This window comes from Phaeodactylibacter xiamenensis, from assembly GCF_965229835.1.
GTDB classification, from domain to species: domain Bacteria; phylum Bacteroidota; class Bacteroidia; order Chitinophagales; family Saprospiraceae; genus Phaeodactylibacter; species Phaeodactylibacter xiamenensis.
This window is the reverse complement of the sequence record NZ_OZ245931.1, coordinates 7,747,258-7,772,360: the sequence shown is the minus strand read 5'-3', so window position 1 is coordinate 7,772,360 and position 25,103 is coordinate 7,747,258. Positions and strand designations below refer to the sequence as shown.

The 25,103-nt window shown below is 52.7% G+C and carries 18 protein-coding genes; 3 read left to right on the top strand and 15 right to left on the bottom strand.

All coding sequences use genetic code 11. The features are described from left to right. Position 1: 1 nt before the first annotated feature. From bioB to bioD, 4 genes are all read right to left on the bottom strand, one after another. The gene (bioB, locus tag ACO08I_RS29630; protein WP_044225238.1) at positions 2 to 1,105 is read right to left on the bottom strand and encodes a biotin synthase BioB; all 1,104 of its coding nucleotides are present in this window, start codon (positions 1,103 to 1,105) and stop codon (positions 2 to 4) included. Between the two features lies 1 nt (position 1,106). Next, complete coding sequence (locus ACO08I_RS29625) at positions 1,107 to 1,661, bottom strand: hypothetical protein (RefSeq protein WP_421948010.1); 555 nt, start codon at positions 1,659 to 1,661, stop codon at positions 1,107 to 1,109. Positions 1,662 to 1,759: 98 nt separating this feature from the next. After that, on the bottom strand, positions 1,760 to 3,049 hold the full coding sequence (gene bioA, locus ACO08I_RS29620) for an adenosylmethionine--8-amino-7-oxononanoate transaminase (protein ID WP_421948009.1): 1,290 nt from the start codon (positions 3,047 to 3,049) through the stop codon (positions 1,760 to 1,762). A gap of 87 nt (positions 3,050 to 3,136) precedes the next feature. Next, complete coding sequence (bioD, locus tag ACO08I_RS29615; RefSeq protein ID WP_421948008.1) at positions 3,137 to 3,775, bottom strand: dethiobiotin synthase; 639 nt, start codon at positions 3,773 to 3,775, stop codon at positions 3,137 to 3,139. A 95-nt stretch (positions 3,776 to 3,870) separates the two neighbouring features. Here bioD and ACO08I_RS29610 point away from each other — a divergent pair, with 95 nt between their 5' ends. The 3 genes from ACO08I_RS29610 to ACO08I_RS29600 all read left to right on the top strand — a co-directional run bounded on the left by ACO08I_RS29610 (position 3,871) and on the right by ACO08I_RS29600 (position 8,643). After that, on the top strand, positions 3,871 to 4,794 hold the full coding sequence (locus ACO08I_RS29610) for a DUF72 domain-containing protein (protein ID WP_282777279.1): 924 nt from the start codon (positions 3,871 to 3,873) through the stop codon (positions 4,792 to 4,794). Positions 4,795 to 4,844: 50 nt separating this feature from the next. Further along, entirely contained in the window at positions 4,845 to 7,028 is a 2,184-nt protein-coding gene (ppk1, locus tag ACO08I_RS29605; protein WP_421948007.1) for a polyphosphate kinase 1, read from the top strand. Between the two features lie 100 nt (positions 7,029 to 7,128). After that, positions 7,129 to 8,643, top strand: a complete 1,515-nt coding sequence (locus ACO08I_RS29600) for a DUF4836 family protein (protein ID WP_421948006.1) — start codon at positions 7,129 to 7,131, stop codon at positions 8,641 to 8,643. A 122-nt stretch (positions 8,644 to 8,765) separates the two neighbouring features. Here the strand turns inward: ACO08I_RS29600 and ACO08I_RS29595 are convergent, their stop codons facing one another. From ACO08I_RS29595 to ACO08I_RS29545, 11 genes are all read right to left on the bottom strand, one after another. Continuing rightward, positions 8,766 to 9,017, bottom strand: a complete 252-nt coding sequence (locus ACO08I_RS29595) for a type II toxin-antitoxin system Phd/YefM family antitoxin (RefSeq protein ID WP_421948005.1) — start codon at positions 9,015 to 9,017, stop codon at positions 8,766 to 8,768. Positions 9,018 to 9,521: 504 nt separating this feature from the next. Continuing rightward, on the bottom strand, positions 9,522 to 10,523 hold the full coding sequence (locus tag ACO08I_RS29590; RefSeq protein WP_421948004.1) for a transposase family protein: 1,002 nt from the start codon (positions 10,521 to 10,523) through the stop codon (positions 9,522 to 9,524). Positions 10,524 to 10,588: 65 nt separating this feature from the next. Next, positions 10,589 to 10,825 carry a hypothetical protein gene (locus ACO08I_RS29585; protein ID WP_421948003.1) on the bottom strand — a complete coding sequence of 79 codons (237 nt, stop codon included), beginning with the start codon at positions 10,823 to 10,825 and terminating at the stop codon, positions 10,589 to 10,591. Between the two features lie 153 nt (positions 10,826 to 10,978). After that, on the bottom strand, positions 10,979 to 12,790 hold the full coding sequence (locus ACO08I_RS29580) for a Xaa-Pro dipeptidyl-peptidase (protein ID WP_421949741.1): 1,812 nt from the start codon (positions 12,788 to 12,790) through the stop codon (positions 10,979 to 10,981). Between the two features lie 89 nt (positions 12,791 to 12,879). Beyond that, the gene (locus ACO08I_RS29575) at positions 12,880 to 14,499 is read right to left on the bottom strand and encodes a DUF748 domain-containing protein (protein WP_421948002.1); all 1,620 of its coding nucleotides are present in this window, start codon (positions 14,497 to 14,499) and stop codon (positions 12,880 to 12,882) included. A 63-nt stretch (positions 14,500 to 14,562) separates the two neighbouring features. Then, entirely contained in the window at positions 14,563 to 15,498 is a 936-nt protein-coding gene (locus ACO08I_RS29570) for a glycosyl hydrolase family 17 protein (protein WP_282775231.1), read from the bottom strand. Then, positions 15,498 to 16,385, bottom strand: coding sequence for a glycosyl hydrolase family 17 protein (locus ACO08I_RS29565; protein WP_282775232.1), 888 nt, complete (start codon positions 16,383 to 16,385; stop codon positions 15,498 to 15,500). The genes ACO08I_RS29570 and ACO08I_RS29565 overlap by 1 nt, the downstream gene beginning before the upstream one ends. A 4-nt stretch (positions 16,386 to 16,389) precedes the next feature. After that, positions 16,390 to 18,789 (bottom strand): MFS transporter, encoded by a 2,400-nt coding sequence (locus ACO08I_RS29560; RefSeq protein ID WP_421948001.1) that lies wholly within the window; start codon positions 18,787 to 18,789, stop codon positions 16,390 to 16,392. Between the two features lie 12 nt (positions 18,790 to 18,801). Further along, on the bottom strand, positions 18,802 to 20,256 hold the full coding sequence (locus tag ACO08I_RS29555; protein WP_421949740.1) for a glycoside hydrolase family 30 protein: 1,455 nt from the start codon (positions 20,254 to 20,256) through the stop codon (positions 18,802 to 18,804). A 63-nt stretch (positions 20,257 to 20,319) separates the two neighbouring features. Then, positions 20,320 to 21,606, bottom strand: coding sequence for a glycosyl hydrolase family 17 protein (locus ACO08I_RS29550; protein ID WP_421949739.1), 1,287 nt, complete (start codon positions 21,604 to 21,606; stop codon positions 20,320 to 20,322). Positions 21,607 to 21,641: 35 nt separating this feature from the next. Then, the gene (locus tag ACO08I_RS29545; protein WP_421948000.1) at positions 21,642 to 25,085 is read right to left on the bottom strand and encodes a hypothetical protein; all 3,444 of its coding nucleotides are present in this window, start codon (positions 25,083 to 25,085) and stop codon (positions 21,642 to 21,644) included. Positions 25,086 to 25,103 lie beyond the last annotated feature (18 nt).

Genomic DNA, 25,103 nt, shown 5'->3' with positions numbered 1-25,103 from the left:
CTTATTTTTGAATGGCTTTTTTCTTGAGTTTTCCCTTCTTGGTGTATTCCACATGAGCCGGGATACGGTGCCCCGGGCGGCTCCATTTGGGGTTTTCCTTTTTGGCGCGCTCTTCCTCCGTCAGCGGTTCAGGCTGCGGGCGGTCGCCTTTAGCGAATGGCGCGGTGGGCTGTAGCCCCAGGATTTCAAACATTTCCAGGTCCTCGTTCGTAGCGGGGTTGGGGGTGGTGAGCAGTTTGTCCCCTGCAAAGATAGACCCGGCTCCTGCCATAAAGCACAGCGCCTGCCCTTCTTTGGTCATTGACAAGCGGCCCGCAGAAAGGCGTACCGTTGACTTCGGCATCACAATACGGGCGGTCGCTACCATGCGCACCATATCCCAGATCGGCACCGGCTCCTGATCTTCCATTGGGGTACCCTCCACCGCCACGAGGGCATTGATGGGCACAGACTCCGGCTGCGGGTCGAGCTGAGAAAGGGTCAGCAGCATCTTGCAGCGGTCTTCCACGGACTCGCCCATGCCGATGATACCACCGGAGCAAACGGTCAGCTTAGCTTTGCGGACATTACTGAGGGTTTCCAGGCGGTCTTCGTACCCCCGGGTGGAAATCACCTCCTTGTAGTAATCCTCCGAAGTATCGAGGTTGTGGTTGTAAGCGTAAAGCCCGGCCTCCGCCAGTTTTTTGGCCTGCGTCTCCGTGACCATGCCCAGCGTGGCACAGACTTCCATGTCCATGCTGTTGACGGTCTGCACCAGCCTGATGACCTGATCGAAATCCTCGTCGTCCTTCACGTTCCGCCAGGCAGCGCCCATGCATACGCGGGAGGCGCCCAGTACTTTCGCCCGGTTAGCAGCCGTGGTCACCTGCTCTACGGACATGAGGTCATTTTCTTCAATATCTGTGTGATAACGGGCGGCCTGCGGGCAATAGCCACAATCTTCCTGACAACCTCCTGTCTTGATAGAAAGGAGGCTGCTGATTTGCACTTCGTTTGGGTTGTGGTGCTTGCGGTGGACGGTAGCGGCCTCGTACACCAGCTCGAGGAGCGGTTTTCGGTGTACTTCCAGGATTTCAGCTAACGTCCATTCTTTACGTTCTTCCATGTTATGCTTTCTTGCGATTATAGAATGCTTCCATACCGATAGCAACCAGGCCTGCCCCCAGCATCATGAGGGCATTCCAGTACCAGGCTACCGGTGCTTCATTTTCATTGATGACGATGACCGGGGATTCCCAGCTGTAGCCTTTCTCTTTGAGCCGGTCCAGCCCCGTCAGGTTGGCGTCGGGCAGAGGGCGCACTACGCCTCTCAGGGTTCTTGTGCCGGCGGCGATGCAGGTGTCCGCTTCCACACAGGGATCAAAGAAGTCGGCGGTCCAGGCCAGCAAAGCCGGGGTTTGGTCCGGACTGCTTTCCGCAAAAACCGGATAAAGGATAATTGGCGGGCTGCCTGGCTCCTCTGCTTCCTGATACACAAAATCAGGCTCGAACCGGGCATTCGTGATTTCCACGTAGTCGGCATCCCCAATGCCCTTTTCGGCCACCTCTGCCATCTCAAAGGACCGCAGCTTGTGCGTGCCAAAAAACTGGGAGATCAGGCTGTTGCACCCGTTGATGAAAAACACCAGGCACAGGAGAATAATGATAATCCTTACGATCATAAGTTCAAACTATGCCCCCTAAAGTAGGGCCTATTTTTGATTTATCGGAGTACGGTCCGGGTAATTTTCGTCATCCTTCCGAAATCCAAAGCGACAGGTCAGGCCTGCTCCTGCAGCAGAAAGGCAGAAAAGGCGGCTTCCATCGCGCGGTAGGCCTGTTCGAGCTGCTCATTGGTGATGCAATAGGGCGGAATCATGTAAATCAGGTTGCCCAATGGCCGCAGCAGTACGCCCCGGTCCAGAAAATAGTGGTACAACTGATCCCTCAGGTTATTGAAATAGCCCGTGGCTTCCTCGCTTTCAAACGCTACCGCCAGTATGGTGCCCCGCTGCCGGGACGACCGCACTGCCGGGTGCTGCTCAATGCGCGCCCGGAATGCCCGGTGCTGGGCTTCCACCCGTTGACGGTCCCGGGCGGAGCCCTCCGACTCCAGAAGATCAAGGCTAGCCAGTGCAGCGGCGCAGCCCACCGGGTTGGCCGTGTAGGAATGGCCATGAAAAAAGGTCTTGTGCTTATCATCCGACCAAAAGGCTTCAAAAACCTCTTCCGTGCAGGACGTCACCGCGAGGGGCAAGGTCCCACCGGTCAGCCCCTTGGACAGGCACATGATATCCGGCTGCTCCGTCAGGTAATCACAGGCAAACATGCGCCCGGTCCGCCCAAAGCCCGTCATCACCTCATCGGCAATACAGAGGGCACCGTACTTTTTGCACAGCGCCATGAGCTGGCTGAGTATTTCGGGCTCGTACATGATCATGCCTCCGGCGCCCATCACCAGGGGCTCAAAAATAAAGGCGTAAACTTCACCCGTTTTCAGGTGCGCCTCCAGGGCTTCCAGTGCAGCCGCCTCCTGCCCCGGCACCGGGTTGGGAATGCGCTTGACCTCAAAGAGGAAGTCCTGAAATGCCGTAAAGAAAGAGTGGTCGCCACTAGCCGCCATAGCCCCGAAAGTCTCCCCGTGAAAGCCCATATCAAAGGCAACGAGCTGCGTGCGTGGCCGGCCCTGATTGAAAAAGTACTGAATGGCCATTTTGATGCCAATCTCTACGGCAGAGGAGCCATTGTCAGAGTAAAAAATCCGGTTTTGGCGGTCGGGAAGGTGGCTAATCAGGCGCTCCGCCAGCTCTACGGCCGGCGGGTGGGTAAAGCCGGCGAAGATGACGTGCTCCAGTTGCAACAGCTGTTGATGCACTTTTTCTGCGATATAGGGATGAGCATGGCCGTGCAAATTCACCCACCAGGAAGCTACACAGTCAATGTAGGACCGTCCCTGCTCATCGTACAACAACGCCCCTTCCGCTTTCACAACCGGGAGAGGTGGGGCAGCCGTTTTCATTTGTGTGTAAGGATGCCAGATATGCCGGGCATCGCGTTCCGTTAGGTTCATCGTATTTTGTGGTTTGTCTTGGGTAAAGTAAGTAAAAAACCGGCAGGGCTTCCAGGGCCCGGATGACCTGACCGTTTTATGACAAAATCACCCGAGCAGGCTTTTGCAGGCCGCGCCCACCCGCTGCACCTGCCGCTCAAAGCAGGGTTCTGTGAGCGCTTCCATTTCTCCCATACGGAAGAGCGGCTGTATGCCGGTCATTTTTCCGATAATGCTCTCGGTGGAGGGATGAGGGTCACCGTTGAAGACCAGCCCGGCAATCGGGATATTGCGGTGGCGCAGGGCCTCCACACTCAGCAGCGTATGGTTGATGCTGCCCAGGTAGTGGCGGGAAACCAGGACAACCGGCAGCCCGAGTTGCTGAATCAGGTCGATTACACAGTCGTGGTCATTCAGCGGGACATGCAGCCCGCCGGCTCCTTCCGCCACCAGAAAGTTATCGGTCTGTGGCAATTCGAAATGCTCCAGTCTGATCTGTACGCCATCGTCGGCAGCACTGGCGTGGGGCGACATCGGCAGGTTGAGGCGAAAGCGCTCCGGGTGGATTTGCCCGGCAGCAGCTCCGGCCCAGGCCGTGACCTTCATGGTGTCGGTATTATGGAGGTCACCGGATTGCACAGGTTTCCAATAGTCGGCTTTCAGGGCACGGACCAGGAGTGCAGAGACAACTGTTTTGCCCACTTCGGTGCCAATCCCGGTTACAAAAACGCCTTTCGTTTGCTTCATGATCTTTCGTTTTACGAGAACAGCAATTCACTTCGGGCGGCAAAAATAGACTTTTTTCTTACCTTCGGCGACATCACCAACTTCTTCTTCCAGGTATGAAATTTGGCAAACTTCCGGATATCAGTGATGTGGACTTCAGCTTGCCGGCAGATGCGCCGGGCAATGCGCAGCGTTTGTCCGCTTTGCCTGTTAACGGAGCAGCCCCACAGCTTTACATCGGCTGCACCGGCTGGAGCATGAAGGAATGGGTGGGCAGCGTTTATCCTAAGGGTACCAAAGCCAAAGACTACCTCAAAGCCTACAGCCTGCAGTTCAACACCATTGAGCTCAATACCACCCACTACCGCATTCCCAACGCTCAGACCATCGACAAGTGGTACCGGGAGTCCACGGCTGACTTCCGGTTCTGCCCGAAGGTGCCGCAAACGATTAGCCACAGCAAATCGCTGGGATTGGGCACCGATCTGATCCCGACCTTTTGTACCGCCATCGCCGGGCTGAAGGAAAAGCTGGGCTGCTGTTTTTTGCAACTCCCCCCCTACTTTGGCGCCGACCGCCTGCCCCAACTTGAGCAGTTTCTGCAAGCCTTCCCGGCTGAAATCCAACTAGCGGTGGAGGTGCGACACGAAAGCTGGTTCAAGGAGCCAAGCCTTGAGCCATTGCTCACCACCCTGCACCGTCTGCAGCGCAGCATAGTCATCACGGATGTGGCTGGCCGGCGGGATGTCCTACACATGGGCATCACGAATGCCACGGCGATGGTCCGCTTTGTAGGCAACGGGCTGCACCCCACCGATTACGCGCGGGCAGCCGATTGGGTGGAAAGGCTAAAGCAATGGGCACAACAGGGTGTGAAGGAAATCTACTTTTTCCCCCACGAGCCCGATAACCTCCTCGCACCCGAAATGGCTGCCCACTTTTATGAGGCTGCAGCAGAGGGGATTCCTGCCATTCAAACCCGTGGCCCGGAATTATCTGAGCCCGGCGATCCGAAAGGTGAGCAAATGTCCTTATTTTAGCCAGTGAACCTATTTGGCACTCGTCAGGTCAAACTATAAGACTTCTTTCAATGTCCAAACTTGTTGAACACCAGGAAATGCTGAGAAACGAAAACGCGATATCGAATTACGACACCTCTGAACTAATCCACCAAAGCAGTAAGGGTTTCCCTTTGCTGGAGCGCGACATCAGCTGGCTTTCCTTCAATTACCGGGTGCTTCAGGAAGCCAAAGACCCCACGGTGCCGTTGTTTGAGCGGATCAAGTTCCTCGCCATTTATTCCTCCAACCTCGATGAGTTCTTCCGGGTGCGCATGGCTAACCACCGCAACCTACTGCGTGTCGGCAAGAAGACGAAGAAAGAACTGCATATCAACTCCAAGCAGATCGTAAAAGACATCCAACGAATCGTCAACAAGCAACAGGAGGAATTCAGCCGGATTTTTGAGGAGGAAATCATACCCGAGCTGCGCAACCACGGCATTTACATGATCCGCCGCCTCGATCTTAACGATGCCCAGAAAGAGTATGTGGAGACCTACTTCAAGGATCATATGTTGCCTTTCGTGCAGCCGGTGCTTCTGGTCAAGAATAAAATCCGCCCTTTCCTCAACAACGCCGCCCTGTACCTGACCGTCCTGCTGGCCGAGCGCAACAACCCTAATGCGCCCCACAAGTACGCCATCGTCAAAATCCCTTCCGACCATCTCCCGCGTTTCATCCCTCTGCCGTCAGATGGCGGGCACAAGGATGTGATTATGCTGGACGATATCGTGCGCCACTCCGTAAGCTGGATGTTCCCGGGCTACGAGATCCTCGACACCTTTTCCATCAAGCTGACCCGGGACGCGGAGCTGTACATTGACGATGAGTTTTCCGGCGATCTGGTAGAGAAAATAAAAGCCAGCTTGTCCCGGCGGCAGGTAGGCCCGGCTTCCCGCTTCGTATACGACCGGGAAATGCCCGATGAGCTGCTCGATTTCCTTAAAGAGGCTTTCGACCTGGAGAAATACGATATCCTTCAGGAAGGCCGCTATCACAACAACTTCGACTTTTTCAAATTTCCGACCTTTGATATTGACCACCTGAGCAACCCGCCTATGCCGCCCCTGCCCTACCACCCGCTGGAAGATGCAGACGATTTTTACCAGGCCCTGCGGGAACGCGACCATTTGATACATGTTCCCTACCATTCCTATGAGTCCGTGGTGCGCTTTTTTGAGACTGCCGCCCATGACCCTAAGGTGACGCACATCAAGATTATTCAGTACCGGGTGGCCCGTAAGTCGCGCATCATGAAAGCGCTGATGGAAGCGGTGGAAGCCGGCAAGCAGGTCTCTGTTTTCATAGAAGTAAAGGCGAGGTTTGATGAGGAAGCCAACCTGCGCTGGGGCGAAAAGCTGGAACAGGCGGGCGTGAATGTACATTACAGTTTTCCTGGCGTTAAAGTACATTCCAAAGTAGCCCTCGTACGCCGGGTGGAAAACCGCCGGGCCCGGATGTATGCGTATTTATCTACTGGCAACTTCCATGAAGATACCGCGAAGGTCTACAGCGACTTTGGGGTCTTCACCTCTGACGAACGCCTCGTCAATGAGGCGGCACGGGTCTTTTCTTTTTTGGAAACGGTAAAGGTGCCGCAGCAGGGCTTCGAACACCTCATGGTGGGGCAGTTCAACCTCCGTACCGGGCTGGAGCAGCTGATTGACTATGAAATCGAGCAGGCCAAAGCCGGCAACCGGGCAGAGATCATTCTCAAGCTCAACAGCCTGCAGGACGAGCCCATGATAGAAAAGCTTTATCAGGCCAGTCAGGCGGGCGTAAAAATCGAGCTGATCATCCGGGGCATTTGCTCCCTGGTGCCGGGTATAGAAGGCGTCAGCGAGAACATACGGGTCATCAGTATTGTAGACCGGTTTCTGGAACACGCGCGGGTCTTTATCTTTTACCATGGTGGTGAAGAGCTGATTTACCTGTCCTCCGCTGACTGGATGTCGCGCAACCTCAGCTACCGGGTGGAGACTGCTTTTCCAATTTACGCGCCCCACATCCGCAATCAGATTAAGGACTTCATGACTATTCAGATGAGCGATAATGTGAAGGCCCGGGTGATCGACGCCGCCTCTTCCAACCATTACCGCAAGGATGGGTCAGATTTGGCGATCCGGTCTCAGATGGAAACCTATTATTACATCAAACGGCAGGCCGACCGGGAAAGCGGGCACGATCAGGAAGTGGTGCCGGGAATGATGTAAGGGCCCGCTTTTATCGAAATTTCACCCAGCTTAATCTATGCATCTGGCTTTCAAGGGCCTGAAGGATTAGTTTTGGAGCATTAATCAACGAAATCACGTTATGAAATTGCTCCGACTTATCACCCTTGGCCTGTTAGCCGCTCTTGTCATCAGCCTGAGTAGCTGCCAGAAAGACCCCGTCCCGACCGATAGCCTGGCCTACATTCCCGCCCACGCCGCTTCCGTCAGCACCTTCAATCTGCAACAACTGATGGACAAGGCGGATTACCCTACGCTGGTGCAAACGCCAGGCTTTCAAAAGATGGTGTCCGAAATTGCCGAAGACAACCCCACCCTGGCCGCCATCGTAGCCAATCCTGAGCAATCAGGCGTAGACCTGAGCCAGAACGTCTACCTGTCCACCCTGCTTAGCGATACGGATGAGCCCCTGATGGTGTTCTCCGCCTCACTTAGCGACACCGCTGCTTTTGGGCGTATGATACGAAGCACCGAAATCAAGGCATTGCCCGCCAGTCAGCCCTTCAACTATGCCACTACGCCCGACGATGGGGCCATGGCCTGGAACGGAGAGGTCGCCCTCCTTGCCGTATCTCAAAACAAGGATGATGTTCAGGGCCGCCTGAAGGCACTCCTGGACAACTCCTCTAAAGCATCCGTAGCTCAGAATACCAGCCTGCGCAAGCACCTGAATGGCGATTACGACCTGCTGAACTGGCTGTCCAGCGACTTCATCCTGCGCTCTGAAAAAATCAAATCGGGAGGCGCCCTGCTCAACTACAGCGAGAAAGACCTGCAGGGGCAACATATGGCGCATACCCTGACCTTTGAGAAAGGCTATGTGAACAGTGAAGTGGCACTCGACCTGCAGGGGCAGATTAAAAACGACCTCAGCATGCTCTTTAAGGACGAAGTGGAAACCGACTTCGCCACCTTAGCGCCCGCTGGCACGCCCATGTTTATGCTCACCGCTGCTTTCGACATCACCGGTCTGAACCAACTCCTGATCGAGAAGTACACCAAAGGCATGGCAGAAGAAAGCCTGGCTGCATTCGGCTTCGATGTGGAAGGCCTGATTGACGAGCTTGATGGGGACATCATGCTTGCCGCCTACGATGAGCTTAACATCATTTTTGCTGCCAAACTCAAAGACGAAGCCCGTTTCCTCAATAACCTGAATGCGGCGGTGGCGGAAGGCAGCCTTGATCAGTTATCCGACCGGCGTTTCCGCTTCCTGAAGTTCAGGAAAGGCGCACCAGCTGACTCCACCGGGCAATCGCAAGGCATTGACATCGACGGGCAGATTTTAATTCAGGATGGGCTGTTGTATCTTGCCAGCAATCCTGATTTACTGAAGCAGGTGGAAAGTGGCGACACCGGCCTGACAGGCACGGTCGCCGATGCTATGGGCGAGGTGATGATGGAGCAGATATTCACGGCTATCGGAACGCCTGCAGCCCTGTCCAAATGGGATGATGACCTCAGGCGCATTGAAGACGTGCGTGCCGGGGCCACCCGCGAAGGCGTGCAGTTCCGCGTGGACCTGGAAGAAAAGGAAATGAATAGCCTGCGTTACCTGATTGAGCAGATTCAGGAAGAGGAGGCTTCGGAGCTGTAGGAATGTATCAGGCGGCTGTGGGTGAGCTACAGCCGCCTGATGCTATTTGGCTATTTGGTCTCCGGCTTTTTTATGCCGCTCAATATCTTCTAAAGCATCGGAGGTAAATCGTAAACGATGGATCATAGCCCCAAGAGTTCTTCAATTTCCCGGGCGGTTGAAATTTCGATGTATTTTCCATCCTTTGCCTCCTGAGCACTCTTTTTAATTTTTTCAACCATTTTTTCATTGAAGTACAAGTGACCCCCACCTATAGGTGTCAATGCATACGCCTTGTCTTTTCCGCGTTGAACGATAATTTGTTCTCCCTCATCTACTTTATCAAAGTACTTCTTTTGATTCTGCCTGAATTCTCTGCTGCTAATAACTAACATAATCTTTGCTTTTATGTACCAGAATGGTACACAAAATAAATTTAAAAATATAGTTGCATGATATCAATAAATGGAGTGCGTCCCACTTAAATTAAAGTCAGGTTTGGCAAAGCCCCTTCAACTTTCCTGGTAAAGTTTTATGCCAGGCAAAAATCCAAAATCTTTAATATTATAGGTGTAAAGCGGGATATTATGCACTATTGCAGTTGCACCAATTATGGCATCCGGTATAAGCAGACCATGGCTAAGCCTATAATCTTCGATAAACCCTTATGCCATGATAGAAGTCGCTTTATCTATTTGAAGTTTATCATAGAAATTAATTCGCTTTTTCATCTGATCCAGCTCGGCTTTGTTACCCATACCCTGGTATAGCTCCATAACTGTGACCGCAGAGAGTATGATATTTGAAAGCCCGATCTTGTTTAGTTCGTCAATAGTGACAGTGTTACCATTGAAAGCATGTATAAAAATATTAGTATCACACAAAACCATCATTAGACCTTATGTATCGAGAATTACCAAATTCGCGCGCACACACGAGGATTTTGTGCTGTAAGAGTCTCTCAAACTGACTCGTAAGTTATGGAGGCCGACAGCCACCTGCAACGTTTGATCTGCCCGATAGGTTAAGAATTTTCTGACCCTCTCAAATGCTGACCGTAACCGTTTGACCCCTCCAATGGCGTCTTCGACTACTGTACGTATTGAACTGACCCACCGGTTGAACTCTTTTTGAAATTCAGTAATTGGATTGTCCCTAAATGGTTTAAATGGCTCGAGTATATTGATCCCACTAGGCAGATAGCCTTGGTAACCAGCATCTTTTGACAGCCATAAATCAGCAAATACAGGGTGTCCGAATGAAGTGACCTCTTCGTCGACCATGGCTTTGTCATGGATAGCACCTCTCCAGGTAAACCCTGCAAAATGGATGAATTGGTATTCGTCACAAATGATGGTGTTTTTGATGGTATGGCCCGCTTGTTTCCTGGAGTAGTCATTTCGCTGAGCTCCCTTGTCTTTATTGCGCTGGATGGGCCGCTCCGTAACATCTATGTGCATGGAGTCTATATTTTCATCTTTGTCTTTTTTTCTTTGCCGAGTGCGGAATAAGCGGATGAGCTCTTCTGTATTTCTGGCAGCATGTAAGTCCAAGTCTTTTAGGGCTTGTAGTAAAATTGGAGTTAAGACTTTCTTCCAGCGGCTGACTTGGCCTTGGTCCATGTCGAAAGTTGCTCCAGCAACATCCTGCAAAGGGTTTATCTTGTACAAATACAAAATGAAAAACAGTTTTTCCCTGTTTGTGGGCAATGTCTTAGTAGGCGCAAGTAGTTGTTTTGAAGTCAGGGGCTTGGAACGCCGCTTGCCCCGAAAGTTGTAATGCTTATGTGCTTGGAGCCATCTGGGTTCGAAGGCACGGAACAAAACATCAAATTCCTCTGGATAGATGCTAGTAATCGTTGAAAAGCGTTGCTCGTTTTGATATGTCTTCTTAAAGTCCATACCGAGAAGATACAAAATCTTGCGCACACGAGCGCGCGGTCAGCATTTTATGTGCATTTGGTCTATTACTGCTCAAATTTTCTGTCCCATGCAGTGGCACGAACCTGTTGTAAAGTCTTGGGGTGTTTACTCCATATACCAAATAAAGAGGTAGGGTCAATGCTTTTATCTCCCTTAATGTAACTCTCCGATGCTGTTGAGGGCTCAAGCTGAACATTCACACTGTTAATACCTAAAGTCTTGAGTAAATTCAGCACCTTCGCTAAAGCTTCTTTGTCGGCTGTCTGAATGGTAATGGTCATCTGTGGTATTTTTTAATCCAAAAATAAAACGTTTTTCACGATCATTAAGTGCCCAGCTTTTTTCACGATCAATAACAAATAATGCGTGGTTTCAACAACCCTTTTCGGACATTGCAAAATAAATGGTCAACGCTTTTCAGGAAGCGGCCAAAGTTACTCCTCCCCCATTCCCTTCCTAACCTGCGCTTCGCCGCCCACAACCGGTAGCACCAGCTTCGTCTTTTCCAGGTCTACGGTCAGCTCGGTACCCGGGTCTGGCCAAAGCGTAAAATCCCGGTCGGAGGAGAAAATCATCAACCCAATCTGTTGACCAGCGGGAATAACCTGATCATCCGGTTGAAGATCAAAGGAAACGGTATAGTACCGCCCGGGGTTCAGGGGCTCGCTTTCGCGAATGGAGGCGTGGTTCTGCGGGTCTGCCCAGCCGCGGGTGATGATGTTGTCGGTGATTTTGGTGCGGCGGCCTTCCTCCCAGGGCAGGGAGACCAGCCATACGGACAAGTTCGCTGCGGGCTTGCTGCTCGACAGGCGGATGGTCACGCGGGGGACTCCGGAAAGGTGCAGGTCTTCTTTCAGCTCCGGCGTGACATACATCAGCCGGTGGTTAGTGTACTCGGCTTGTGCCAGGGCTTTGCCATCAAAGGAGAAGTTATCGGTCAGCGTTTCCTGCCCGGGCTTTTTGGCGGGCTGTAGTTGCAGTGCCCCCTGCCCCGGTGCGCCACCCTTCAGGTAAAAGGTAACCGCTTCCGCTGCCGGATTCGGATAATCCTCGTAGGGCGTGGGGTTGCTGTTTTCATCCTCCTCTCTGACAATCCAGGCTACGGGGTCGTCCTCTACCCCATTGTCAACGCCATGCAGGTAGCGGGTAAACCAACGGTTCATGATCCGCATGGGTGGTGGGCCGCCGTGCCCGGCCTGATGGTAGTAAATCTGTGCAGGCAGCCCTTTCTCTTTGGCTGCTTTATAAATGCGATAGCTATGCTCCGGCATGACATTCCAGTCGTTGAAGCCATGCGACATCAATAGGGCCGCTTTCATCGGCTCCATGTCATTGAGGTAGTCGCGGCCCGCCCAAAAGTCATTGTAATCCCCGGTTTGACGGTCCATGCCTGCTTTCATTTCCTGATCGCGCACGGTGGCGTTATTGTAGGTCCGCTTCTCCGGATTGCCGCTGTGGATGAAATCATAGAGCACGTCTATATCTTCGCCCAGGTAGCCCCCCGGAGAACGCACCAGCCCGTTGCTGCGGTAGTAATGGTAGTAAGAGGTATTGGGCGCAATGGGAATGATGGCCTCTAACCCATCCACGCCGGTGGTGGCAGCGGCCAGAGGGAGGGTCCCGTTGTAGGACGTTCCGGTCATGCCCACTTTGCCGGTCGACCAGTAGGCTTCCACTTCTTCATCGCCATCGGGCGTAGTGTAACCTTTTACCCGTCCATTGAGCCAGTCGATGACTGCTTTGGGCGCTAAAGACTCATTGTCCCCCCCAACTGTGGGCGCCCCCTGTGACAAGCCTGTACCCGGAGAGGAAGAGTGCACGACAATATACCCCCTCGGCACCCAGGTACGGATATGGGAGTTGGAGATAATGGGGCGGTCCACACGCATTTCCACCTCAGGGTGTGCCCGCTCCGGGCCTATCTCCCCCAGCTCATGCCGTACATTCCAGAACAAGCCCTCCACATCTGGCGCTACACCGGCAAAATAGGGGCTGGATACATAAACGACAGGCAGTTTCAGCCCTTCCGTTTCCGTTTGCTTTGGGCGGGTCACAGCAACGTGCATGCGGTCCGGCTTATCATCGCCATCGGTGTCGAAGGTGGTTTCCACCCAGAGGTCGTGGCGTATCCATTCGTCTGCATTTTCGAAGGCGGGCACAATCTGAGCTTCGCCATCCTTGAATACAGGCTTGGTTTGTGCAAAAACACTGGCAGCAGCCAGGAAGCTGATCAGGGCAGCAAGCATTATGGTTCTGAATCGTAGCATTTAGGCATCGTATTGGTTGCCCGCTGAAGATAAGACAAAAAACTGAGGTGGAATATAGCGCGCAAACACTAGTGCCTTAAGCCGTCCTCCTCCGGCTCAACATTAGTATGTTTTAACTCCTCGGGCAAAACCAGATTGGGCAGTATGGTAGATTTGATGCCCGACAAAGCAGACTGCCATAAATAATGAAAAACAGAGCGGCTGTCGTCACGGTCAGCATGGATTTTTCCCAAACGGTGCTTTTCGCCCGCCAGGTTTTCCTGAGGGAATGCTAACCCTTCCACCACCCCATTCAGTATTTTTTTCACCAGTTTGGAGTCGCTGTCCAAGTACTGAATATCCAAGTCTTTATAAAAAAAACGCATTTCTCCTTCTACCTGCTGTGCATTAGCCACTGCGTTCAGGGTAAGCTCATCGACCATGCCGCTTTTAAAACGAAAGCCCGCTGCCTCCGCCAGAATGGCATTCGCTCTGGGCAACGGGAACTGTTCCAGCCGGGCATTGTACCGAAATGGCGCGCCGGGGTCATTGATGGGGAACTGTGCTGACAAATAAAGGGGCGCTTCTCCATAAAACGAGCATTCTACTTCAAGCGTTATGGGGCTAAAATCCGCATCGTTCCCTACCGTATGGATACTCGCATTCAGGTTTTTAAAGTCTACGGTTCCGAGTTCTTCGTGACCTGCATAAAGCTCTGCATATTGTATGTCTGCCTGCCTTAGCCGGATTTCGTCAACCCTCACGCTCCTGCCCAAGTCTGACAGCCAGGTATGCGGCAAAGACTTCTGACGGGAGGAATCATGAGGCACCCGCTTGTCCATCACCACGCGCAGCTGAGGAGATTCCAGCGTAAGGGAGTGGGCGTGGAGGCTGTCTCGCAATAGTGCTTTATAGCCCAGCCCTTCCACCTGTAGCGCCGGCAATTGCAGCGCGTAGCGCCCCTTCCGGTAGTCCATTTGCCGGGCGAAATCATTGGCATCATGTAAAGATTGAACAGATAGGGCTTTGATACTTAGCGTACTGTCACGGCTGTCCCCTGAGAGCTGCTGCAGGGAAATTTGGTGCAAAAACGCCCGGTCCGGCATTGTACAACTCCGGAAGTTGAAGGAAAGGCAGTCAGCCACCTTTGACGAAAGTCCCTCCCCTGACTGATAAGCGATCCCACCGATAGCTAGCGAAAAGGTATCTATGGTTGCCCGGGCGGTGGTGTCCTGGGCATCGGTGTAAATAAACTGCCCGTTTTGTGCGTAAAGCCGGCCGATTTCAAAGCGGAATTGTTTGCCGGATTGCCCGGAAGCCGTATCTGCCCTGACCTTGCCGGAAGTGTCCCTTTCCAAGTTTATCTGTGGAGCCTCCCATTGCACCTCCGAAACATGAAAGGTGGAACGAAGCAATTTCAACCATCGGATTTGGCGGACATGCAGGGCCTTGGCCTGATGCTGAAAGGCCCATCGCCCCGATGCGGTCTGCAAATCGCCCTTCACCTCCATACCAAAACAGGACACCTGCCGCCGAATGATGCTGACTTCCATTTTGTCATAGGAAAGGGCAACCTGACTGTTCCCGGCAGCCTGCTGAATTTTGTGCTCCACCCAGGAGGGTAAAACATAAAACATCCCCAACCCCAGTGTACAAGCTACCAGGAAGGCAATCAGCAAAAAGGTTTTCGATAGTTTTATTCTGGTCATTAACTATTCCAACCTGTGCTTTTGCCGTGTGTTCGATTTCAAAGGGCCAGGCCAGCCCCTTTTTCATCGGCCAGCCAGCAGGCCTTGCACCACCAGCTTAGGCGACCGGTCCACCCGGAACAAGCCCCAATGTTTCTCCGGCTCCATAGGGTCCGGTGAGCCTTTCCAGGGCTCGTCGAAGGCTTCGAAGACGAAGGTGAGGATTTCTTCTGCATCCGTCCAGCCCATCAGGTCATCGTAATAGGTCTTTTGCAGGGTTTCATTGACGTGGCCGGGGTCTATACCCTGACCGTTGGAGCGGGTGGTCCAGCCGGCCTCTGTGATAACGACCGGTGTATCCGGATAAAGGTTAGCGACACCGTAATAATTTTCTTTGGTGTACTCCAGGGATTCATGGATGTGTTTATACTCCCATACCGGATAAGTGTGAATGGAGATGAAGTCAACCTCCTGTGCCAGCGGGCGCAGTTTGTGCATCCAGGGCACATAGTTTTCACAAAAGGTGACGGGCTGTTCAGTAGCAGCCTTGAGGCGGCGCACAAAAGCAATGACCCGCCCCACCGGAACATAATGGTCGGTCCAGTCCACACAAGCTTCATTCCCGGCTGAGGTGCAGCAGATGATGTCCGGGTAGGCATTGGCCCATTTGATGAGTTTATCGATCTGCGCGTCGTTTTTAGCTTTGTTGGCTTCCAGCTGTTCTTCCGAATACACCCCACCGCCCCAGGGGCAGCCGTAGTTGTTCATTTCCGCTTCGATGTAGGCGCCCTGCATAACTTTGAAGTCCAGCTTTTCCTGTTGGATGACCTGCAAGACGGTCTCCGCATGCGGGTCGCAATCGTACAAACGCAGGTACTTCCAATGCCCCTGCAACATCAGCAAATCTTCTCTTACCTGCTCATAGGCAGGGTATTCACCACCCGGGTGTTGCCCTTCCCGAAACCCCGAGTAGCAAATTGCCCGGCCGTACGGAAAAGGCAAACGGTTGTTTTGATCCATTAAAATTTAAGCTTTTCGTTTTTGTCCCACAGGCCCCAATACGCGCCCACATCCCCTTCATCCCCCACCTTCCAGGACTCATCGAAAGAAGAGAAATAAAAGACTTCAATTTGCTCTGCCATCGTCCACTGCTGAATATTCAAAAAGTAGCGTAGGGCATTAATAGAAGAAGGTTCTGCATCTCCCAGCCCGGTACCCTGACTTGGCCAGCCCGTTTCTGTGATAATGACTCTTTTTCCCTGCCCGGCGTGCAAGGCCTGATAGTACATCTGACGAGCATGAATGAGGCTGTAATCAATGTGGCAGCCTTCCCAGTAAGGGTAGCAATTGGCCAGGATAACGTCACAGGCCTCTGTAATCCTGGGCCGGGCACTGAATTCGTAATAGGCATCCACATACCCTACCGGGATTTCATCTGGCAGAGCCGCTCTTACGCGGGCGATATACTCCAGCAATTCGTCTTCAGTGAGCTCTTTGCGATACATCACCTCATTGCCTACCGCAGCGATGTCTACATAACCAGCTTTTGCCTGACGGATCAGGCCTTCAATTTCCTGCTCATTCAGGTCTTTATCATCGCTGAGCCAGGCCCCAACAAGTGTCTTTAAGCCATACTCCCGGGCCACTTCCGGTACCAATTCATTCCCTTCCACACAGGAAAAACTGCGGACCCACCTGATATGCGGTGCAATAATGCCCATACGGCGCCGAATTTGCGCTTTGGTAAGCAGAGAACCTGGTTCCTGTCCTTCGTCGTAAGCACTGTAGCAAAGCCCGTGCAAACCTTCGCCTAAAACGCTACTAAATAAAGCCCCCAGCTCATCAGTGCGCTTACCGGATAAATCGAGGCCCTTGAGGCCTTCCAGCCTGTTATAACGTATTGACATATTGTTAGTTGGTTTTTACGTTTTGTGAAGCAAACTTGGGCTGTTCGTGCTTGTCCCAAAGCCCCCAGCGGGTACCCACCTCGCCTTCGTGGACCACTTTCCAGGACTCATCGAAGGAGGAGAAGTAAAACATTTCAATACCGTTGGCTTTTGCCCAGTCCTGGGCATTGATGAAGTACTTCATAGCGTTTTCAGCAGAAGGCTGTGCCGCTTCCACGCTCTGCCCCGCACTCGGCCATCCGGTTTCGGCAACAATCACTTTTTTGCCTCTGCCGGCTTCTGCCGCCAATGTGTACATCTGCTGCAGGAACAACAACGCGTGGCTACTGTCCGCTCCTTCCCAGAATGGGTAGCAGTTGATCGGGAGAATATCACAGGCATTAACCAGTTCAGGGCGCTCCAGGAACTGATAGTAGGCATCCACATAGCCCACTGGTATGCCTTCTGGAAGCTGCGCCTTCACCCGCTCAATGTAACCAATGATTTCCTGCTCCGAAAGCTCATTGCGCAGCAGCACTTCATTACCAACAGCTGCTATATCCACCAGGCCTTCTTTGGCCAGCCTTACCAGGGCGTTGATCTCGGCTTCATTCCGTGCTTTGTCTGCGCTGATCCAGGCCCCCACCATTGTCTTCAGGCCTTTCTCATGGGCAATTCGGGGGATCAGTTCATTGCCTTCTGTACAAGAGAACGAGCGGATCCATTCGGTATGCGGCATTATGATTTCCATACGGCGCCGAATCTGTTCTTTTGACAGGATGTCACCGGCAGCCTGACCTTCCACATAAGGACTGAAGCATAGCCCATGCAGATGGCCGTTGAGCTTTTCGGCAAAGAGGGCGCTGATTTCTGCGGTGGATTGGCCTGCAAAATTTATTCCAGTTGCGCCATTAAGATGCAGGTTTTCTTTGAGCGTGAGCAACTTGCCGGGCATATAAGCGGAGGAGCTTCCCTTCGCCATTTTTTTGCGGTCGATAGCGGCACGGACTTCCAGCGCTTTTTCTTCCGTTACATCGTAATCGCGCATGACCCACATCGCAATCAGGGTTCCTACAATAGGCAGTCCGGAGAAAAATATCCGCAGCCCGGTAATGGCCTCAGGCTGATCTGTACCCGGAATGCCTTCCTGAAATCCTACGATGGACAAAATCACCCCACTCAAACCACCGGCAATGGCAAAACCAAACTTCACCATCCACCAGTAAATGGCACCGAAAATACCTTCCCGCCGCTTGCCGGTATTCAATTCGTCCAGATCGATTACATCCGAAGTCATGGACATCATCAGGGTGAACAGGCTACCGATACCAAAGGAAAAGAAGGGCAGCGCAAAAATAAACAGGTAAGGCTTGCCCGGCACCAAAAGGAACCACAGCATCACATACCCGATAATTGAAATACCCTGCGACAAAATAAAAGCTTGCTTCTTACCTATTTTGCGTGACAGCCAGGCCACAATCGGAATAACAATAAAGGTGGTGGAAATCGCGCCAAGGCTACCGAAAAGTGTGGGCCAGAACCCCGCATTCGCAGCATCTGCGTCCCCATTGAACAAGTGGTATACGATGATGAAGAAAGTAAAGGTAGCTACGGTATTGAACGCATTGAAAATGAAGAAGGTGGAAATACAAAGCTTCCGGAACGGCTTGATCTTCAGTGCTTCCTTAAACCCAAGGATGATCTCATTGAAACTCCCGCCAATATTTTTAATTGTCATCGGAGAGTAGTCCTTCTCCAGAGTGGATTCACTTTTGATAAAGATGGCCGGCATCATAGCTACGACCATCAAAATGACGCCCACCCAAATGGCAAGGGTTCGGGTAGCTGTTTCTGCGTCCGGGAACCACCCATCCGGGCCATTATCATACATGATGACCCAAAACCAGGGCGCAATTACCCAGGCCCACTGCCCAATCCACTGCGCAGTGGCCATGATGTTGGTACGCTCGTGAAAATCATCGCTCATTTCATAACCCATAGCCACATATGGCACACTAAAAATGGTCAGTCCCAGATAGAAGACGAATGACCAGATCATGAAGTATGTAAAGTTATAATTCAGGGACACCAGCTCCCCCGTAGCAGGGTCTGTTTTGTAGAGTTGCCACATGGCTACGAACGCGATGCCCATAATAACCGCACCAGCCATCACATACTGCCTGCGCCGGCCCCACTTGGATTTGGTATTATCAGAAATGAAGCCCATAATCGGGTCCGTGAAGGAATCAAAAATCCTGGGGAAGAAATAAATTACCCCCCACATCCAACCCGGAAAGCCCAGGTTTTGTACCAGGACCACCATGAAAATCCCCAGCACAGCCGGGAACATTTGATTGGCGAGCATGCCAAGCCCGAAGGCGACCTTCTGCCCAAAGGGCACTGTATGTTTAGCTGTAGTACTCATCGCTGGTTTTATTTACGGTTTGATCACTATCGTCTGAATCGCTTGCTTGCTTATGGATAGCTGGGCGGACTGCCCGCTTAGTTCGATCGCAAAGTTTTTCTCTTGTCCGGTGGGATTAAAGACAACGACTGCAACGGAGCCGTCCGGATTGCTGACAGCGGTCACCATCATTTCGTCATCCGGATTTTCAAATCCGATGCGGGTGGCGCCGGGGCGTATAAATTTACTAAAATGCGCCAGGGTATGGTAAATAGGCGTAAAATAAACCTCATCCTGCTCAGGGTCGACAATGACCGGCGCCACGCACCAGTTTTTAAACCAGTTGGGGCCGCCCTGCCGGTTGAGGACCATATTCCAGTCCACCCAGCCGTCTACCCAGTTGTTCAGGCAGCCAATGATGTCACGGGCGTAACGGTAGACCGGTACATATTTCGGGTGCAGGTACTTTTGATCTTCCGGTGCCCAGTCCCAGCCCCAATCAGTCGCTTCTTTGGACCAGTACCAATCATCGTTTTTCCATTTGGGCACTTCCGCATCCACGCAGGCTTCGGTCTGAATGAGATGCTTCCCGGGTGCTTTTTTGTGAGCATACTGCAATTCCTCCGGAAAAACCTCATAGGTGCTGGCGTACCAGTGAATTGCTGTACCGTCAAAATATTTGGAAGTGGCTTCGTTTTGGTACATATCATCCACCCATTCTTTGAGGTGTTCCCGGTTCTGATCGTAGCCAAGGATTTTTGCACTATGCCCGTCCGCCTCTAAGCGGGGGCCTAGGTGGTTTTGCACAAAGGCCGTCATCTCCTCCGGGCTGAAGTGCATGCTCTCCCAGTTACTATCATTGCCCAGTGGCTCGTTCTCCACCGTAAATGCCCAGATATCAATGCCCTCTGCCTGATAAGCGTCCAGGTATTTGGAGAAAAACAGCGCCCAGGTATCATAGTATTGGGGCTGCAGCTTGCCCCCCATCCAGTCGTTGTTGTCTTTCATCCAGGGCGGGGCTGTCCAGGGCGAGGAGATGATTTTGAAGCCCTCTTCCGAGACAGCCATTGCATCCTTGATCATGGGGATGATGTCTTCGCGGTCTTCTTTTATGGTAAAATGCTGCAGGGCGGTATCGCCTTCCACCGGGGCATAGGAATAATGCCCCAGGGAGAAGTCGCAGGAGTTCATGTGCGTACGGGTGAGGGAGTACTTTGCGCCTTCCGTTCCGAAGTAAGCATTAATAATTATGCTGCGGTTCTCAGCGCTGAGCTGATTGAGCAGGTAAGCGGATGCTTCGGTAAAAGAGCCGCCAAAGCCCGTGATTGTCTGATAGGTTTCCTCAGGCAGCAGCTTTACCACGATGGGATTTTCAGCCTGGGCGAAATCCGACAAGGGCGTAAGCTGATGGCCACCGGCAGAGGTTTCGTAGACTTCCACCGGTAGTGGTTCCCTGGATTGACAGGCGGCAAGCATCATCAAGACCATCAGACAGGAGGATATGTGAATAGATTTTGTCATAGGTTTTAGCTAAAAAGCTGTTTTATGGTTCTAATGGGCAGGCGCTTCTTCCATCAAAGGAGGTACCTCCACGGATTCCAAAAGTGCCGCTTCGTCCCCATCCATAGTTTTAGTTACCGGCTGGCCGCCGCGCCCTAAACCTTTAAACACCCCGGCATCCACCATGTCCCAAAGGGCATACTTGGCTTTGCCATCGATCGTGAACAGCCCAAAGTGGTTCTCAGAGCCGCCCGGGTTGCCGGCATCTTTCCAGTTTTCATCAAATGCCTCAAAGTAAAAGCAGCTGATGCCATCTTCGTCGGTCCACTCCCGCATGCGCTTGTGGTAGATGGCGGACTTGTACTCATCGGTCGCTTTCGAGCCGCCCGGTCCGTAGAAGCTGTTGGAAGCGGTCGCCCAGCCCGTCTCTCCAATGTGGATGGGCTTTTCAATGCCCAGCCCGCTGATGTAGGCTGCAGTTTGCGCGTATTGCTGCTGCGCGTATTCCAAAGCACGCTCCATTGCGGCTTCAATCTGTTCGGCTTTGGGCTGCTCAGCTTCGGCTTCCGTTACCCCCCAAAAGTCCGGATTGTAGTGGGTGTCGTGCATAGGGTAAGTGTGCAGGGATACAAAGTCTACTGCCCGCAGCAACTGCTCCAGGTCCTCTACATGATACTCTGCACCGCCACCGCCCCAGGACGCAAAATTGTCTGAACTGGTAATCCAGAGGCTTTCGGGCAGTTCGCCATTAGCTTTCAGCCCTTGTAGGTGGTTGACCCATTTGAGGATCACCCCCGGCTGTACAAAATAGCTGGCGGCCCATTTCACCATAGCTTCGTTGCCCACCGCAATAACTTTGACGATATCAGGGTAGGCTTTCGCCATTTCCACTGCACGCGCGATTTCGGCAGCGTTGGCTTCTGCATCTTCGGCACTGTGGTCCGGATTAGCGGTAAAAGCACCTTTGCAGTTGATCCAGGCGCCCAGCATAACGTACATCTCGAAGCCAGGATCTTCGCTTTTCAGCTCGCGGATGGCGGCCAGCAGATTGGAGGCTTGCGCCAGATGGGTGTTATAGGTCCTTAGTACCTTGATGCCCATAGCCTGTAGCAAAAGCATGTCCTCCTTCAGCTGAGCGATGGTAGGCTGTACCTCCCGGCTGTTGGCACGGTAGCCTCCGTAGGAAATGGCCCGGTAAGCCGGGTCGCCAAGGATGTCAGCAGCGGTCACTTCATTTGGTTTTTCAGTTGGCGTTGCCGTTGCCTTTTCTGCAGATGGGCTGCAGCCAATGGCCAGGAAAATAACCACAGCTACACCCAGCAGTATGGACAGCATCAAAGTACTCAAGGGATGGTTTTTTGATTTCCGCATAGCTATTTCAAATCTTTAGGGTTCAGCGACACGACAATCCGGGCAACCTTACCGCTTCGTTCGAACACTTCCTTACTCAAATCAGGGCTTAAAGCGGTTTCCTCTGAGGCATGAACAGTACCATCACTGCCGACCACCATAATCCCGGCTGCATCTCTCAATTGATAGAGCACCGGCACCTGACAGATGGTGAAAGCCAGCGTACCTTCGCCCAGCTCTGCCTGTTGCTCCTCTCCTGCCACATCGCGGAAGGTAAAAGTGCGTGGCCGCTGCAGGAACTCTTCCTTACGGAGCAGACAGGGGTCGAAATGCAATTGCCCCTTTTCAAAAAAGACACCCAGTTCACCAAAGCGGCTCAGGATATCTTCCTTCACCTGCCCGGTCATACCCGGCTGCTGTGCCCCTTTGCCCGCCGGTGTATGCGAGTACGGGTCCGTAGGAAAAGCCCCGTAGAGGTCCGGCGATTTGTGTACGCCTATGCCCTCATTAATTTCGTAGTAATGCTCCAGCAAACGGCCAACCACTTCCTGGCTTGCCCCCTCACGGATGGCCTTCAGGCAGCATTCCTGTACGGCCAGCTGCAGCTTGGAAACCATATGCCAGTAGATGGAGCCCAACCCTTCGTACCCGAAGAAGGTGCCCGACCGGCCGGTGAAGGCTTTGTGGTTAAAGACTTTTTCGAAGGTCTGAAGCACAGACTTGCGCTCGGCTTCTGCCAATGCAGCGTACTGAGTATCCGCCAGGGCATCCAGCGCCACCTTCAGGTCGTTGGCGTTTTTAAAATTGCCATTGAAGTGGTAAGCGCCTTTGACATCCTGATAGAGGATTTGGGCATTGCCATCCGCGACCAGCTCTTGGAGAAGTTTGGACTCGCCCACCATTTTGGCGGGAATGTTGTTTTTGGCCATAAAACGCCCGAGGTCCTTATTGGGGTACAAAATATAGCTGTACTGATCCGGTCGGAAAAGGGCACTGTTTTTCAGGGCATCCAGGACCCGCAGCGCCTCCGTTGCGGAGAGGGAGCCTGCACTGAGCACCGCCACCTGCCCTTCGAGCATTTCATCCAGGTATTCGATGGACACGCCACCATCTTCTTCCACGGCCATGAGATTGTAGGCATGATAAAGCCCATCCTTTCGCTCATTTGCCTTTACAGAGTGGTCCAGGTACCGCAGGCTGAGGCGGACAAAAGTTTTGAGGTCTTCCAGCTTCAGCTCGTGCTTTTGCCCGGAGAAACCGTGATCGTATATCTTAGCCCGGTAACGGCTCGCAGCCTGACCAAGCCCCTGCAGCACGGTCATCCGGTCTTTATCGCTGAAGGTGCCGGATAACAGTTTTTCATTCGAGTCCAGCGCTTTGGCAATCCCTTCGAAGCAGTCCAGCAACTCAGCCGATACACTGACTGACTGGGCTTCTGACTGGGCGAACAGGTCATCAAAAAACTGTAGGAAACGACGCATGTAGTAAAGCGTCACCATTGACACCCCGTTACCTACTAATGCATTATTGGCATCATTCCACTCCGGGCGCTGGGTGTTCATCCAGATGCCTCCTTCGGGAATGAAGTTGGACATTTTGGCAAGCAGGGCCGCTAACATTTTTTCAATGAAGTTCACCTGATAGATCTGCCCGCTCTGATCGGTAAGCAGTGCTCCATCAGCCCCCATCTGATCTCTTTTCTGCCGGATGGCTTCATCTGCTTCATGATCAAACTCTATGGTATCCTTGGAGTCTTCCAGGATTTTCTCGAAGGGCTTGATTTTGTAGGGCACATTCGCGTAAACGAAGAGGTCTTCGCTAAAGTAGTGCTGCAGGTCGCCCGGCGACTGCTTTTCCCAGAATTCCAGCAGCTTCAGCAGGTAGATGATCTGATGGTCGCCCCAGTAGCCGATGTAGGACCAGGCATCATCGGGCTCGATGGTTTCCCAGTCGAAGCCATCCTTGGTCACCCGGTAGGGATTGTAACCATCGAAGGTGGTGGCATTGAGGAATTTGTGCACCATGCTCTCCACGAAGCGCGGGTAAGAATGCGCCAGGGCTTCCCAGTTTTGGAAGATGTCCCGCCAGTTGCCCTCATAGTCCAGTATCTTCGAGCCATCTACCTCACTGCGGGTATTGATGGAGAATTTGTTCCAGGGGCGGCTGGGGTCACCGTGACGGCGGCTGAACTTCAGGGGCATGTACTCCAGGCAAAGGCGGAGTAGATGGGTATTGCCTGTAGCTTGAGCGGCCTTGCGCAGCTCGCTGAGTGGAAAGGTATCCGGCAGTTCAGAAAGCATCGGCTGAGCCGCCTTGAAGACAGTCCTGTTGGCTTTCGCCAGGTAGAGGCTCAGGTCTGCTTTCTCAATCTGGTAGTGATGATCGAAGATACCGCCACGCATGATGTTGAACAGCACGTTGGAGAAGTGGCGGGCATCCCGGAATTCATCCGCCGTCATTTGCAGCCCATCGGCCTGAGCATCCAATGCGATAAGCCGGTCCGTACCTTTGCGGATGTCCTCCTCAATCTCAATGGCCAGGTTCGGGCTGGTCTGAATTTCATGCATAATACGGGCAATGTCCGCATGATTTTTGTTGACATCGGCCATGATCATCCACTCCTGAGTGCCTTTGGCGGGCAGCTCCATCTCTTTACTGACGAAGTAGGCGCCTTTCTCCGCCCGCATATCGACTTCCTCCTCAAGCGGTTTTCCTTTACGGAAAGTATCAAGTTGGCGGGAAGTCAGCAGGTAGGTAGGCGACTCCAGCCCGCAAGACCAGGCAATATTGGCTTTAAGGGCTTCGCTGGGCTCTGCCCGGTCAACGATGATGGCACTAAGGGCGTAGATACCCAGGCCAGCATCTTTTTCCAACTCGCTCTTTTTGTAGGCATCCACGAGGTTGCTGGAGCGCATCTGCAGCTCACTGTTGACCCCGTAGGGCAGGATGTTCTGAATGCCATCCAGCAGGTGGACCGAAACCGCTGCTTCGTTGTGATTGATCAGGGCGGAGCGGCGTACAAATCCAAAGCGGTCACTGGAGCTCCATTCATACTGGAATGTAAGGCCCAGATCGTGATTGACCTCTTCGAAGCGAACCTTATTGCCGTACACATTTTTGTACAGGTTGCGGCTCAGCTTGTACTGCCCTTCCTGCCGAACAGAGAACGGCTCCCAAAGCGCCGAGTCGCCATTTTGCTCCACCCGAAACAACGCCTTGCTGCCCGTTACTTCAGCCGATTCCGTGATTTTGTCATCGGTGTAGTAAGGGAACAACGCGTACTCTGAGTTTTTGCGACCTGCAGTCAGCCCGCCATTGCTGGCAATAAAAAGCCAGTGATTGGAGTCGCTGACGATGCTCATGAAGAAGGGCCGCATGGCATCGCTGTTCGAGATTTTGAAATAAGGTTCGCCATTGATGTTCACCCGTTGGATATCAACGGAAGCAGCGGTTTGGTGGTCACCCATAAAAGTTGACACTTTATT